This window comes from Paenibacillus sp. J22R232, assembly GCF_056269165.1.
Genome location: NZ_JBWDNK010000001.1, coordinates 271,893 through 287,572, shown reverse-complemented (window position 1 = coordinate 287,572; position 15,680 = coordinate 271,893). Strand labels below are relative to the sequence as shown.

Below are 15,680 nucleotides of genomic sequence, written 5' to 3'. Positions count from 1 at the left end.
TTGTCATCGTTCCTCTCCCATCTTGACCGCTTGATGCACTTTAAGCCTTCTAATATGAAGGAAGAGCAGCATCGCACCGATAAACATCATCACACCGACTACGATAAACAATTGGTTCGTGTCATTCGAATCGAAAATTACTCGGAACGGAGGCACGGTCTCTGCAACGTTCTCAGCTGTCTGAAGAAACGGCAGGAAGAGCAGGCTGACCGTCTTCCCGATCAGAACGCCGAGTCCGATAGCAAGCCCCGCAGTAAACAGCTGCTCCAGAAGAAGCATGCCGGTAAGCTGCTTCCTTGATAAACCCATCGCGCGCAAAACACCGAATTGGACGACGCGGCCCGATAGATTAAAGAACCAAAACAGTACGTATCCAGCCAGCGTGATCACCACGGATACTAGAAAACCTAAGCTCAATATCCCAAACACGCCTCCGCGCGTAGGAAGCTTCGATTGCGCAATCAGCTCGCTTCTAACATCTTTAACCGAAGCAAGCTCGATTCCCGCTTTCTGGAGCTCGGTAACGATTGGCGCTACTTTGGCATCCGGCTTCATTTTAAGCCACACTTCGTATGGTATAAGCGGAAGCTGGTCATACACATAATCCAAATTCGTAATAATAAACGGCGATTTATCCGGGTACTGGCTAGGCCAGTACGGTAAAATGCCCACTACGACGAAATCCACTTTTCCTTCTGCAAAACCGACCGAAACGGGATCGCCAAGCTTCAGCTGATATTTCTCGGCTACTTTGGAAGGAATTAATGCTGCTTGCTCATACAAGCCTAAGTTATTCAAATAGTTAAAGGGATGTACCGGGTACAAATCATTGCGGAACCAGCCTACCTTGGAAAAATCGACGTTGTCGATTCCCATGACCGTGCCTTGACCGATTGACTTGCCGGATATAACGACGCTCCCTTTCGCCTGTAGGACACGGGCTGCTGCTTCGACGCCTTCCAGAGAACGGAACAGCTCAAATGGCGGCTCCGTATACATAATCTTGGTCGGTACGCTTTGACCTCCGCCGCCACCGCCAGAGCCGCCACCGGAGCCTCCTCCGGAACCGCCGCCGCTTCCGCCGCCAGAGCCGCCGCCACTGCCCGAGCCGCCCCCGCCTCCGCCGGAACCGCCATTCCCGGGTGTAGTGGTAAGTTCAGCAGACCCTTCCCAAACGGTTTGAATCGTTACGTCCGCGCCGTACTTATACAGCGTGCGCTCCGTCGAGTTCAGATCGATCGTTCGTGCCGCCGATGCATTGTACACACCAAGTCCAAGCGTTAGAACAAGCAGAATCATCAAAGGATAATAGCCTTTGGATGACCTTGACAGCTGCATAAGCGTCAAATAGAGCGGTACCGGCAAAAATTTGCGCCCGAGCCAAGTGAAGCATTTGAGCAGCCACGGGAAAAGACGCAGGAAAAATAAGCCAAGCGCAAAAATAGACAGCGCCGGTACGAAAAATAGAAACGGCTGCACATTTAATTGATCCGTAGTCATGCCCGTCTTGAACGTAAGCATTTGACGCTCGTTAAACATATACCAGCCGTAGCCAGCCGCGCCGATTAGCAATACGTCCAAATACCAGCGCTGCCAGCTTGGCTTGCGGTCTGATCGAGCCAGATCCTGCTTATAGCTGACGATGGACGACCTTGCGTAGATAACGGCAGGAATAATCGTCGCCAGCAGCGCCAGCAGCACGGCTGCCCCGCCCGCAATGATCGCTTCCGTAGAGAATCCAACGGGAATCGACTTCCGGTTAACGAAGGATAAGAAGCCATTGGCCGATCCGATGCTCTTCGCCATAAACCAGCCGATAAAGGGGCCGCTCGCCAGCGCTATGCCTCCAAGCAGCAGTCCTTCGAGCAAATAAATCCATATGATTTGCCGAGTGCCTGCGCCTCGGCTACGAAGCACGGCGATGTCGCTGCGCTGCTTATCAAGCGACTGGCGCGCATTCATTGCAATAAAGAAAAAGACCATTGCCAGCATAGGTGCAGCAAGCGTAAAGAGAAGCGTCTGCAGCTGCAAGCTTTGCTGTTTGAACTCGGAAAGGGTGGACGCAAAAGATATTTCGACCCTTGTATCCTTTAGGCGTTGATACAATTCGATATTCAATCGCTCAAGCGTCTTCCCAAGCGGCGTAAGTTGACTCGTCTGAATCTCCGATAAATCAAAGGCATAATACCAGCTTGCATTATGAAGCGGTATGCCTTTTTTAGCGAGCAGCATTTTATCGAATGCAGCCCCGCTAATTTGAAGCGAGCTTAACAAGCTTTCCATGCCTTGATACCAGTAAGAACTCGTATCCGAAAGCGGTTTGACTGCTCCGACGATTTTGACCCGTAAAGTAAGATCAAGCCCGCCATATATCGGGTATTCAAACACATCGCCGATATGTATATCATTGCGATACATCGCTTCCTCGAACATAACGGCTTCGATTAGCTCGCCGTCACCCTCGGCATTTACGAACCATCTGCCTTGAGTAAGCTCCGTGTTTTTATCCAGTCCTGACATCGTCATCATCGTAAGCTGACGGTTGCGCCCCGCATCCACTTTAGTCGGATCCTCAGGTACAACCTCCGAGCCGCGAATCGAAAAACTATTGACATACGTATTGTAAGGAAAACCAATTTCCTTAGGCACTCCGTCCGTAATATACCGTTGAAGCTCCGATAACGACGCGATGTCCGTTTTGCCTCCGGCAGGAGATTGATACCTCATCAGCAAGGAGCCCGCCGGCAATCCGGTGCTTTTCTGCTGCAGCGACTCCGCTACAACTCTTTTGAGAGCGCCATCTGCGTACATGGGTATGCTCGTTGCAAAAGCAACCGCCAGTGTCAGTCCTGCTAGCGTGCTCAAGGTTAGCCAGCGCGTGTTCCACATTTTGCGGAACAAAAAACGAAACAGCGGAATTCCCATTGGCTATCGACCTACAACTTTCTGACCTGGCTTCAATCCCTGCAGAATCTCAATCTGCGTAGAGGTTTGCTGACCAACCTCGACGTCTACCTCGCGTTTGCCTTCGGCATCAATAACCTGCACGTAAGTACGGGATCCAATCGAACGAAGCGTAGAAGGAGGAATGACAATGGCATTTTCAGTGCGCTTCGTAATGATGTTGATCGACAATGGCGTTCCGCGGTTTAAGTTTTTCGGCAAGTCCTTGAGTTCAACGATCATGAAGTCCTCTGGTCTCTCCGGCTTCGTTTCGCCAGGCGTTCCGCCTGTGCCCCCGCCAGCGTTCGGATCGTCTGCTTTAATCGGAAGCTGCTTGACTTTCCCTTTAAACGTACCGACATTACTAATATTGGCAACAACCTCGAGCCCAACAGCTATTTTCTCAAGCTCGGTTTTGGTAAGCTTAGCAGCTGCCGTAATTTTGCTTGTGTCCGCTACGATAGCGATCGGCGCATAGGCTTTGATCAAATCGCCTTTCTGTACGTTCAACGTCACAATCGTCCCGCTAAAAGGCGCAACTAACGTCGCCTTGCCGATCTCTTCTTCCATGTCTACGAGCTTCTGCTTGCGTTCTTCAAAAGCAATGGACTTCTCTTCAAACTCGATCGGATCCATTTCGTCACGCATGCGAAGCGTTTCCTTCATCGCGATTTCTTCTTTCTTGAATGCGAGCTTTTCCATGCGAAGCGTCTTCACCAAATCATCAACGTCAAGCTGCCCAATGGTTTGGCCCGCTTTAATCTGTTGATTGGCTTTCACGTTCAGCTCTTTCAAATGCTTGCCGTCCAACGTGAAGAACAACGTCTCTTCTTCCAGTGAAATCAGCTTGCCGATAACCTGCACCTTCGTCTCCAAAGTAGCGGTTGTCACTTCGTATTCTGGCTTTTTCGAGATTTGAGGCGGTGCAATTTCTGGCAATACCTCTTCTTCACCTTCTGCCGGGAGCAGCGAGCACCCGCTTGCAAAAATTAGGGAAACGCTCATTGCAACAACAAACGAACGCTTAAATAAATTTCCCGTCCACCATTTCATAGACATGGTCGGCAACCTCCAAAATCGTAGGATCATGTGTAGTCATGCAAATAGAAACTTGTTCGGTGCGAATAATATCTTGGAATACCGCCATAATCTGAGCCGACATGCCTGAATCCAGCTCTGCGGTTGGCTCATCTGCCAAAAGCAGCATCGGCTTATGGGCAATGGCTTTGGCAATGGCAACGCGCTGCTGCTCCCCGCCGGAGAGCTCGAACGGTCTATGGTTCATCCGTCGTTCAAGGCCAACTAGCTCCAAGCACTGGACGACCCTGTCTTTCCATTCCGCTCGAGGAATGCCAGCCATGCGAAGGGAAAGCTCTACGTTCTCCCGAGCGGACAAAAGCGGCATAAGCGCAAAAGCTTGGAATATAAAGCCCATGTGCTTACGCCTGACTAATGTACGCTGATTATCACTCATACTATGGAAAGGCGAACCGTTAAACAAGATTTCGCCCTTGCTTGGCGTATCGAGTCCTCCTAAGCAATTGAGCAGCGTCGTCTTGCCTGATCCGGATCTGCCCCTTAGCATAATCAATTGGCTCTCCTTGAGCTCCATTCGGATGCCCTTTAGTACATGCAGCGCAGAACCGCCAACTTGAAATGTGCGCTCTACGTCATTCACCGTCAGTAAATTGCGCTTTTCCTCAGTGGGCTCCAGCTGCGCTTCCGTGCTCTGATCTTCTTCCTGCGGAATGGCCATTAGCTCTTCCGATCCCTCCTTAACCAGCTTTCATAATTCTAATCTTACATGATAGACGAAGGACATGCTCAAAAAGTTACGTCAAATCCCAACAACTTTCAAAACTTTTTTTATTTGAAAAAAGCTGCCTCCAGCAGATGCTTTCGCAACTACCGTCGACAGCTTTCCATGACCTATCTACTTCACTTTAAAATGGGAGATCGCCTGATCCAGTTCCAGCACAATTTCGTTCAAATGGCTGGCAGATGACGATATATTATCCATCAAAGCGAGCTGTTCTTCCGTTGCGGCTGCAACGCTCTCCGTCTTCTCCAGGTTCGCTGCGGCAGTTGAAGCCGTTTGCTCCATCGACGCGCTTACTTGCTCCGAGCTCGCTGACATCTGCTGCGTAATGGCGGAGTTCTCATGGATCTGCTCGCTCATCTGCGTAATAGAAGCAACGATGATATCAAGATTCTGGCGAACGTCGCGCACGCGTTCGCTTCCCCGCTCTACTTCCTCAACCGTTTGGGCCATAAAAGCGGAAGCGCCTGTAATTTCTGTCCTCGTCTCATCCACCAGCTGATGGATACCTTCCGCAGAAGCAAGCGAGCCTGCCGCCAGCTTCCGAATTTCACCTGCAACTACTGCAAAGCCCCGACCATGCTCGCCTGCGCGTGCTGCTTCGATAGAAGCATTGAGCGACAATATATTCGTTTGATTAGCAAAGGTCGTAATGTTGTCGGCTATCGCACCTATTTCTTTGGAGCGATGCTCCAGCGTACCAATGGTTGCGGAAAGCTTGTTGATGACCGTTGACACTTCGTCCATCTGCGTAATTAACCGTAACAGCGCATCATGTCCTTGGCTTGCTTGCTCTGAGGTTGAGGTTGATTTGTCGGCAATCGAAGCGGTATTCTCGGCAATGCGCTGGATGCCGATTGTCATTTCCTCTATGGCACGGGAAGTTTCCTCTGCCCCTCTTGCCTGTACCTCTGAGCCGTTTGCGACTTCATTAATATTGTGGGCAACATGCTCGGCAGCGGCAGCCGATTCTTTCGAGGTAGTCGTCAGCTCGTTTGTCGATCTGGTCACTTCAGCTGCATTATCGGCGATCCCTTTGATCAGCTGGCTCATCGCCTCAATCATATGATCGACTGAACGTGAAATACTGCCAAGCTCATCCTTGCTGTACTTTGCGTCAGGAATGGCAGTTAAATCGCCTTCAGCTACCCGCTGGGTTTTGAAAACAACGCTTTTGATCGTTTTCATAATATGGCGGATTGTAATAAATCCAGTGATTCCAATAATGACTGTCACTAATAAAATCGAAATAAACAGCGTTAGCTGCGATTTGTCCAGATCCTTTGTAATGTCGGAAAGAGTCAGATCGGTATGTGCAGCTATGCTTTGACCGATTTCATCAATGCCGGAACGGCTTTTTTGAAAGCTGTTATCGATCTGGCTGTTTTGGAATTTGTTGACCCCGTCTGCCGCAGCCTTTATTGCTGCCTCCGTCCAGTAATTATAATTCGCACGGAATTCAATCAGTATCTGATCGATGCTGCGCTTCGACTCCCCTTCTGCCAACGCTTGCAGGCCTTTATCGAATAATATGGCTTGCGCTTCAGTTACGCGATCATCCACCTGCTTGATGTTCAGTGCGAGCTCCTCGCGTGCCGCATCGGCGCTTGCCTGATCAAGCGTGCCCGATTCTATTTTCAAATAAGCTTGGTAGGCTTGGTACATATCCCGATCCGCATTCAGAATCAAAGTATCGACTTTGCTTGAGGTCTCATATATTTCCTCAGTCATTTGTTCCAATAAGGAACGCTGCTCGCCAAGCATAAATAGACCCGTATACGCATAAAACGCTAGTGGTACGATTGAAAGCATTGCCAATCTAAATCGTAAAGACAATTTCATTACTCTTCCCGCTCCTTCGTTCATCATCTCTATAGTATTTATCGGAGGTAAGCGCCCTCGCTTATAGTCATTTATTAAAATGTTTTCATTTTTTTGTCGAAAGAGCAGCAAAAAAAGGCATGTTCTCCTAAACAAGAGAACATGCCTTTTGATAGTTGCAGCAAAGCTGCTATTTACCGAAGGATTGCGGGTCTTGTCTCCAAGCTTGAAGCGTTGCTACATCACTGGCAGCAACCTTTCCAAGTTGGACAGCGGAATCAATTAGCGCACTGTAATTAGACAGCGTAGCGAGCGGCACTTGCTCCGCTTCGAAAGCTTGTTTTGCGCTTTCGAATTCGTAAGTGAAAATTGCGAGCACTGCTAGCACTTCTGCCCCGGCTTCCCTAACAGCCAGAGCTGCTTTAATAGAACTGCCTCCGGTAGAAATCAAATCCTCGATCACGACCACCTTTTGACCTGGCAGTACCTTGCCTTCGATCTGATTCTGCTTGCCATGGCCCTTTGCTTTATCACGGATGTAGGCCATTGGCAGATTTAGCTTTTGCGCAACCCAAGCAGCATGCGGTATGCCTGCTGTCGATGTGCCTGCAATCACGTCGACATCGGGATATTGCTCGCGGATAATCGTCGCGAACCCTTCCGCAATGAGATCGCGAATGGCAGGATAAGTCATCGTAAGCCGATTATCGCAATAGATTGGAGATTTAATGCCCGAGGTCCACGTGAATGGATCATTTGGCTGCAGCGCCACTGCCTCGATTTCAAGCAGGCTTTTGGCAATTTGGTCGGGCAATTCCGTTAACGTTAATTTACTCATAGGAAATCAGCTCCTCAATGATTGATTCTAATGCTATTCTAGGATTCGCTGCAGCGGTTATCGGACGTCCGATTACCATATAATCTGTTCCTTGCCGCAACGCTTCGCTAGGCGTCATAATTCGGGATTGATCATTAACCGCTGAGCCTGCCGGGCGTATACCGGGCGTTACGGTTTTGAAAGTTGACCCGCATGCCGCTTTAATGGCCTCAACCTCCGACGGTGATGCAACTACGCCAGCTAGTCCCGCTTTTTTGGTAAGCTCCGCATACCGAATGACTGCTGCCTCGACTGATCCGCTAATGCCGATCTGTTCATTGAGCGTGGCTTGGTTTGTGCTGGTCAGCTGTGTGACAGCGATTACGGCAGGCCTATTCAAGCCGCTGTTTGACAGTGCCATGTCCACGCCTTCGAGCGCAGCTTCCATCATAGCGCTGCCGCCTGCAGCATGGACATTGAACATATCTACGCCTAGCTTTGTAATGCTGTTTGCGCCGCCTTTTACCGTATTCGGAATATCATGCATTTTCACATCGAGAAACACGTAGTAGCCACGTTCCTTCAAGCTGCTTACAAACGAAGGACCTGCCGCATAAAACAACTGCATGCCTACTTTCAAGTAACAAGGAATACCTTGAAGCTCTGATATCAGCCGTTCAGCAGCTTCGGCATCTGGATAATCCAGCGCTACCATAATCCGACCTGCTGCCTGTTCTTTCGTTAACTTCATTCATGATCTCCCCATTTCTATGCTTATTTGCATAATAAACGGCCATACGTTTGCTTCCAGCTAAGCGCCTAAAGGGCTTGCCGCCCCTTAGATGCTAAGCCAAGCAATAAACGCTGGCCGTACTTTTAAGCTGGTGAGAGCTTATTTTTTTTGAAGCAGCACCGGCATGGAGCGCGATGAGAAATTCAACGTCTCGAGCATGATAAGCAAGGCACGAACCGTATCGAGCGATGTCATACACACTACGCCATTCTCAACTGCCTCACGGCGAATTCGGAAGCCGTCACGTTCAGGAGCTTTGCCTTTTGTCAATGTGTTGACGACAAACTGCGCTTGGCCTTCGCGTACGAGATCCAGGATGTTCGGTGAGCCTTCACTCAATTTATTGACAGTCGTTACGATCAGTCCCGCGTCTTCCAACGTTTTGGCGGTACCGCCCGTAGCGATGATTTTGTAGCCAAGATTGAAGAATCCGCGCAGCAATTCTGTCGCTTCTTCTTTGTCTTTATCCGCAACCGTAGCAATGATGGCGCCGGAAGTCGGAATCTTCATGCCCGCACCGATAAGACCTTTGTAAAGGGCTTTCGCATATTGTACATCGCGCCCCATTACCTCGCCGGTCGACTTCATTTCAGGCGTGAGCGTAGGATCTACGCGGCGAAGCTTGGCGAAGGAGAAGACCGGTACTTTAACAGATACATACTCGTCCTCTGGCCACAAGCCTTCTACGTAACCGAGATCCGCAAGCTTCGTTCCCAGGATAGCCTTGGTAGCCAAGTTAGCCATTGGAATGTTCGTCACTTTGCTTAAGAATGGAACCGTACGCGATGAACGCGGATTTACTTCGATTACATATACTTTGTCTTGATGGATGACGAATTGGATATTAACAAGCCCGATTACATTCAGTGCTTTCGTGATACTGATCGTAATATCGACGATCTGCTGCTTGATATCTTCCGATAGCGATTGCGGAGGGTATACCGCAATGGAGTCGCCAGAGTGAACCCCTGCGCGTTCAACATGCTCCATGATGCCTGGAATAATAACCGTTTCGCCGTCGCAGATTGCATCTACCTCTGCTTCTTTGCCGAGCATGTAGCGGTCAATCAGCACCGGATGCTCCGGATTGATTTTAACCGCAACTTCCATGTAGCTAAGAAGTTCTTCGTCGGAGTATACAATCTCCATTGCGCGGCCGCCAAGTACGTACGATGGACGAACGAGTACAGGGTATCCGAGCGATTGCGCCGTAGCGACTGCCTCATCCACCGAAATGACCGTTTTGCCGTCTGGCTGTGCAATGTTCAGGCTGCGAAGCAAAGCTTCGAATTTCTTACGGTCCTCAGCTGCATCGATGCTCTCCAGGCTTGAGCCTAGAATGCGCACGCCAGCTTTGGATAGTGGCGCCGCAAGATTAATCGCTGTTTGCCCGCCGAATTGCACGATTACGCCGATCGGATTTTCTTGCTCGATAACATTCATGACATCCTCGAAGAACAATGGCTCGAAATAAAGTCTGTCCGAGGTGCTGAAGTCTGTCGATACCGTTTCCGGGTTATTGTTAATGATAACTGCTTCATAACCTGCATTCTGAATCGCCCAAACCGCATGTACGGTCGAATAGTCGAACTCGATGCCTTGGCCGATCCGAATCGGGCCTGAACCAAGTACAAGCACTTTCTGCTTATCCGTAACCGTAACTTCGTTTTCTACTTCATATGTGGAGTAGTAGTAAGGCGTCGAAGCTTCAAACTCAGCCGCGCAAGTGTCAACCATTTTGTATACTGGCTTAAGGTTGAGCTGCACGCGCAAAGCACGGATATCGTCTTCATGCGTGTGGCTGCCGTTCGGAAAGCCTTCTTTGCGAATCTCGGCGATGGAGCGGTCAGAGAAGCCTTTGCGCTTCGCTTCGTATAGCGTTTGCTCTGTCAAAGTCGCTTCGCCGCGCATACGATCCTCGAATGCGACGATTTGCTCGATTTTATCAAGGAACCACCAATCGATATTTGTAATGTTTTGGATATCTTGCAGCTTGTAGCCGCGGCGGAATGCTTCCGCCACGAGGAACATGCGCTCGTCATCGGGTTTTTCCAAGCGCGAGCGAAGTACGGCATCCTCTAGCGACGATGTTTCCTTCAAATGAATGCGGTGCGCGCCGATCTCCAGGGAACGGACTGCTTTATGAATAGATTCCTCGAACGTACGGCCGATTGCCATAACCTCGCCTGTCGCTTTCATCTGCGTACCCAGCTTGCGGTTTGCATTGACGAATTTGTCGAAAGGCCAGCGCGGAATTTTCGAAACGATGTAGTCAAGCGTAGGCTCGAAGCATGCGTACGTTTGGCCTGTAACCGGATTGACTAGCTCATCAAGCGTGTAGCCGATAGCGATTTTCGCTGCCATCTTGGCAATCGGATAGCCCGTTGCTTTGGAAGCAAGCGCTGACGAGCGGCTAACCCGCGGATTTACTTCTATTACGTAATATTGATAGCTTTGCGGATCAAGTGCGAACTGTACGTTGCAGCCGCCTTCGATATTCAAAGCGCGAATGATTTTCAAAGATGCCGAACGAAGCATTTGATACTCGCGGTCAGACAACGTTTGGCTAGGCGCTACAACGATGCTGTCGCCAGTATGTACGCCAACCGGGTCAAAGTTCTCCATGTTGCAGACAACGATACAGTTGTCGTTCGCATCACGCATAACCTCGTACTCAACTTCCTTCATGCCAGCGATTGATTTCTCAATCAAGCATTGGCTGATCGGGCTGTAGCGAATACCGGAAGCTACCGTTTCGCGAAGCTCTTCTTCGTTCGCGCAAATGCCGCCGCCTGTTCCGCCAAGCGTGTAAGCGGGACGAACGATGATTGGATATCCAATCGTATTGGCGAAATTAACGGCATCCTCTACCGTTGTAACGATATCGCTATCCGGTACCGGCTGTTCAAGCTCACGCATAAGGTCACGGAACAAGTCGCGATCCTCTGCTTTCTCAATAGCGGTAAGCTGAGTTCCGAGCAGCTTCACGTTCTCGCGCTCCAAGACGCCGGCGCGGGCAAGCTCAACAGCCATATTTAGGCCAGTCTGACCGCCAAGTGTTGGAAGTAGTCCATCAGGACGCTCTTGGCGAATAATTTGAGAAACGAAATCTAGTGTAATCGGCTCGATATAAACTTTATCAGCCATATTCGTATCGGTCATAATCGTTGCTGGGTTACTGTTTATGAGAACAACCTCGTAACCTTCTTCCTTCAGCGCTTGGCAAGCCTGAGTACCGGCATAGTCGAATTCTGCCGCTTGTCCGATGACGATTGGACCGGAACCGATCACGAGAATTTTTTTGAGTTCATTATTTTTGGGCATACTGAAGCTCTCCTTTCAACGTCTCCGATAACACAGCTTGACGAGGTTTTTGTGGGTTGTTTTTCTTGTGCGTACGGATCATTTCTAGGAATTCATCAAATAGGTAGCTGGAATCGTAAGGTCCTGGAGCTGCCTCCGGGTGATATTGAACTGAGAAAGCCGGGAATGTATTATGTTTCAAGCCTTCGATGGTACGGTCATTGTTATTGATATGCGTTACGGAAAGCGGCGTGTTCTTGACCGAATCCTCAAGCACCGTATAACCATGGTTCTGAGATGTAATGTAGCAACGGTTAGTTGCGAGTTCTTTCACCGGGTGGTTGCCGCCGCGGTGGCCAAATTTCAATTTGGTTGTTTCAGCGCCGCATGCTAGGGCAAACAGCTGGTGGCCTAAGCAAATGCCGAAGATCGGGTATTCGCCGAGCAGCTCGGAAATCATTTTGACCGCGTAAGGCACATCCTGCGGGTCCCCAGGGCCATTGGACAACTGGATACCGTCAGGTGCAAGGCGGCGAATCTCTTCTGCCGTTGTGTTATGCGGAACGACGACGACATCGCAGCCGCGTCTCGTAAGTTCACGCAGAATACCGCTTTTGGCACCGAAATCGACAAGCACGATACGTTCGCCTTGACCAGGGCTTGAGAAAACATGAGGCGTAGACGTGCGAGCAACTTGATCCGTCATCAGCTTGGAAATGTTCAGGCGCTCTGCAAGCTCTTCGATGCGCTCGTTGCCTGTCGTGATAAGGCCTTTCACCGTTCCGTAGTTGCGCAGCTTGCGCGTAAGCATTCTGGTATCGATGTCGCTAATGCCCGGGATGCCGTATTCTTTCAGAAGCTGGCCAAGCGAATATTGCGCGCGCCAGTTGCTCGGAACCTCTTCGTGACGGCGAACGACGAACCCGTGAATGAATGGCCGCATGGATTCGAAATCGTCGCGCGTAATGCCGTAGTTCCCGATTAGCGGGTATGTCATCGTCACGATTTGCCCACAGTAGGACGGATCGGACAGTACCTCTTGATATCCTGTAATTCCAGTGTTAAAAACAACCTCGCCACTCATTTGCGCTTCTGCGCCGAATGAAAGACCCGTAAACAACGTTCCGTCTTCCAACAATAATCTTGCTTGCATCCGTATCACTCCTCAGGTGTTGATTGATCCTATATATTGGATTAAGTAGGTTAATAAACGTGATTATTCTGACCAGACGACTGCGCCGTCAACGATGGTTGTTACCGGCCAGCCGCTTAGCTTCCAGCCGCCGAAAGGCGTGTTGTTGCTTTTGGAAGCAAAAGTGCTTGGGTCTACCGCCCGCTCGTTCGCAAGGTCGACGATCGTAATGTCAGCTGGAGCTCCTTGCTCGAGGCGACCTGTCGGAAGCCGGAATACGCGAGCAGGATCCGCTGTCATACGCTGCAAGAGGAAGCCTAGCGTCCACTTGCCGGTTTGTACGAATTTGGTGTACAAAAGCGGGAACGCTGTTTCGAAACCAACAATCCCGAATGGAGCCAGCTGTACCCCGCGTGCTTTCTCTTCGGCGCTGTGCGGCGCATGATCAGTAACGACCATGTCGATCGTGCCATCTTCAATCGCCTCAATAACGGCTTGAACGTCGCGCGGCGTGCGCAGCGGCGGGTTCATTTTCCAATTTGCATCGTCCAGCCCAGGAATATCCTCGTCGGACAGCAGCAGGTGATGAGGACATACCTCAGCGGTTACTCGAACTCCGATTTGCTTGGCAAGGCGGATCAATCTTACCGATTGCTCTGTGCTAACATGGCAGACGTGGTAGTGTACGCCCGTTGCTTCAGCGAGCAGGACATCCCGGCCGACATGAATCGCTTCCGACTCATTCGGAATGCCTTTCAAGCCGTGCTTGCGGGAAAATTCCCCTTCCGATGCCCAAGCGCCTTCTACAAGCGTATCATCCTCGCAATGTGCGATGATCGGCATATCCATCGACTGTGCGAGCGCCATCGCGTTCTTCATCATTTGGGCGTTTTGCACGCCCACCCCATCGTCCGTAAAGCCAATTGCGCCGGCTTCTTTCAAAGAAGCGAAATCCGTTAATTCGCGGCCTAGCTCATTTTTGGTAATGGATGCATAAGGCAGTACCTTCACGACCCCGACCTGCTCCGCTTTGCTTTTAATGTAGCGAACGGTCTCGGCCGTATCCGTAACAGGGCGTGTGTTAGGCATGCAGGCGATCGTCGTAAAACCGCCTTTAGCTGCAGAACGCGTTCCTGTCGCGATATCTTCTTTATATTCAAAGCCCGGGTCACGCAGATGGACGTGCATATCGATAAAGCCAGGTGATACTAGCTTGCCCTGCGCGTCAATAACTTCTGCACTGCCCGTGTCAACCGTTTGCGAACCGTCCAGGACAGCCTCGATTACGCCATTTTCAATGCGGATATGCTTGCTCTCTAGGTTGCCGGAAGTTTCGTTCCATACGTTACCGTTAATAATCCATAATGACATAGTAGTTTCACCCTCCGGAATAAGTCAGTTTGTGTTTCTGTATTTAGCTAAGTGCCCGCTCCACGACAGCCATGCGAATCGGCACTCCATTTTCCATTTGAGGAAAAATTCTTGATTGCGGGTGCTCAACCAGCTCGTCGTCTATCTCGACGTTTCGGTTAATGGGAGCAGGATGCATGATAATGGCATGATTGGCAAGCTTGCTTGCTCGCTCCACCGTCAAGCCGTAATGCTCGCGATAGCTTTCGGCCGAGCTTAGCATGCCGCTCTCATGGCGCTCGAGCTGAACACGAAGCATCATGACGACGTCCGATTTCAAGGCTTCATCCATGCTCACGTACGAAACGTCGAGCTCGGATGCTTGCATATTAGGCGGTGAGCAAAAATTTACTTTGACTCCGAATTTTTGCAGCGCCCACAAGTTCGACCGCGCGACCCGGCTGTGCAGCACGTCACCGACAATCGTTACCGTCAAACCCTTTAGTTGTCCAAAATGCTTGCGCATCGTATACATATCGAGCAGCGCTTGTGTCGGGTGCTCGTTATTGCCGTCACCGGCATTAATCAGCGGGACTTTGATTTTGGTTGCCAGCTCGGCCAGCACGCCGATTGGCTTCAAGCGAATGATGCCGACGTCGATTCCCATCGATTCAAGCGTACGAACTGTATCATAGATCGATTCGCCCTTCTGAACGCTGGATACTGCCGCAGAGAAATTTAGAACCTCCGTGCCGAGCCGCTTCTCCGCAACCTCGAAAGAAAAGCGCGTTCGCGTGCTGTTCTCAAAAAACATATTCGCTGCGAACTTCCCTTGCAGCGTATGATGAACTTTCGTTTCATGATGTTCCCAATATGCGGCACGATCAAGAATCGATTCGATTTCTTCTTGGCTAAGCTCTTTTAATCCGAGCAAACTCCGTTGTTTAAGCTGCGTCAAAGTCATCCGGCTTGCCCCCTCTGGTTGATAATGGTTACTTGATCAATGTGATCGATTTCCGAAAGAGCAACTTCGATCTGCTCCTGCTTGGACGTCGGGACATTCTTGCCGACGAAATCCGGCCGGATCGGCAGCTCTCTGTGGCCCCGGTCTACAAGCACCGCTAGTTGGATGCTTTGCGGTCGGCCGCAGTCCATAAGCGCGTCCATTGCGGCCCTAATCGTCCTGCCCGTGTACAAGACATCATCGAACAATATGATTCGTTTGTCCTGGACGTTGAAGGGAACGCCGTCTGTGTCGCCGATTGCCGCTGCGATCTCGACATCCGCGCCGATAACCGCTTTCCGGTCATCGCGATACTGCGTAATATCAAGCTCGCTTACAAGCACCGGCTTTCCTTCTATTTCCCCGATACGATCGGCGATCCGGCGTGCCAGGTAGATGCCCCGCGTACGAATACCCACGATCACGCAATTGTCGATGCCTTTGTTCTTCTCCACAATTTCGTGAGCAATTCGCGTTAATGCACGTCGAATCGCTGTTTCGTCCATAATTACCAAATGCTCTTCTTCCGTCATTTCCGCTGACTCCCTCCATTCGTCCAAATGCCAGGTTGCGACAAAAAGCTCCTTGCAGAAATCGCAAGGAGCTTGTGAGAAGTCATGAAGAGTTAGGGCAAGAGCCTTCACTGCTTCCGTCACAGAAAGCAGCAGCCTAGGCTGTCCTAATCTTCTCTTCAATTGA

Annotated in this window: 11 protein-coding genes; all 11 read right to left on the bottom strand. The window is 50.4% G+C overall.

The window, feature by feature from the left end; all coding sequences use genetic code 11:
* Window positions 1-3: 3 nt before the first annotated feature.
* Entirely contained in the window at window positions 4-2,925 is a 2,922-nt protein-coding gene (locus tag AC0YN3_RS01260; RefSeq protein ID WP_475773346.1) for an ABC transporter permease, read from the bottom strand.
* A 3-nt stretch (window positions 2,926-2,928) separates the two neighbouring features.
* Complete coding sequence (locus tag AC0YN3_RS01255; protein WP_475773345.1) at window positions 2,929-4,002, bottom strand: efflux RND transporter periplasmic adaptor subunit; 1,074 nt, start codon at window positions 4,000-4,002, stop codon at window positions 2,929-2,931.
* Window positions 3,968-4,699, bottom strand: a complete 732-nt coding sequence (locus AC0YN3_RS01250; RefSeq protein ID WP_475773344.1) for an ABC transporter ATP-binding protein — start codon at window positions 4,697-4,699, stop codon at window positions 3,968-3,970. The genes AC0YN3_RS01255 and AC0YN3_RS01250 overlap by 35 nt, the downstream gene beginning before the upstream one ends.
* Window positions 4,700-4,876: 177 nt before the next feature.
* Window positions 4,877-6,604, bottom strand: coding sequence for a methyl-accepting chemotaxis protein (locus tag AC0YN3_RS01245; protein ID WP_475773343.1), 1,728 nt, complete (start codon window positions 6,602-6,604; stop codon window positions 4,877-4,879).
* A 169-nt stretch (window positions 6,605-6,773) separates the two neighbouring features.
* A complete protein-coding gene (gene pyrE / locus AC0YN3_RS01240; protein ID WP_475773342.1) occupies window positions 6,774-7,421 on the bottom strand; it encodes an orotate phosphoribosyltransferase in 648 nt (215 codons plus the stop codon).
* Window positions 7,414-8,151, bottom strand: coding sequence for an orotidine-5'-phosphate decarboxylase (gene pyrF, locus AC0YN3_RS01235; protein ID WP_475773341.1), 738 nt, complete (start codon window positions 8,149-8,151; stop codon window positions 7,414-7,416). The genes pyrE and pyrF overlap by 8 nt, the downstream gene beginning before the upstream one ends.
* Before the next feature lie 141 nt (window positions 8,152-8,292).
* Window positions 8,293-11,517 carry a carbamoyl-phosphate synthase large subunit gene (carB, locus tag AC0YN3_RS01230; protein ID WP_475773340.1) on the bottom strand — a complete coding sequence of 1,075 codons (3,225 nt, stop codon included), beginning with the start codon at window positions 11,515-11,517 and terminating at the stop codon, window positions 8,293-8,295.
* The gene (locus tag AC0YN3_RS01225) at window positions 11,504-12,649 is read right to left on the bottom strand and encodes a carbamoyl phosphate synthase small subunit (RefSeq protein WP_475773339.1); all 1,146 of its coding nucleotides are present in this window, start codon (window positions 12,647-12,649) and stop codon (window positions 11,504-11,506) included. Before AC0YN3_RS01225 ends, carB begins: the two co-directional genes overlap by 14 nt.
* Before the next feature lie 63 nt (window positions 12,650-12,712).
* Window positions 12,713-13,999 (bottom strand): dihydroorotase, encoded by a 1,287-nt coding sequence (locus AC0YN3_RS01220; protein ID WP_475773338.1) that lies wholly within the window; start codon window positions 13,997-13,999, stop codon window positions 12,713-12,715.
* Between the two features lie 43 nt (window positions 14,000-14,042).
* The gene (locus AC0YN3_RS01215) at window positions 14,043-14,942 is read right to left on the bottom strand and encodes an aspartate carbamoyltransferase catalytic subunit (protein ID WP_475773337.1); all 900 of its coding nucleotides are present in this window, start codon (window positions 14,940-14,942) and stop codon (window positions 14,043-14,045) included.
* Window positions 14,939-15,514, bottom strand: coding sequence for a bifunctional pyr operon transcriptional regulator/uracil phosphoribosyltransferase PyrR (gene pyrR, locus AC0YN3_RS01210; RefSeq protein WP_475774256.1), 576 nt, complete (start codon window positions 15,512-15,514; stop codon window positions 14,939-14,941). The genes AC0YN3_RS01215 and pyrR overlap by 4 nt, the downstream gene beginning before the upstream one ends.
* Between the last annotated feature and the right edge of the window lie 166 nt (window positions 15,515-15,680).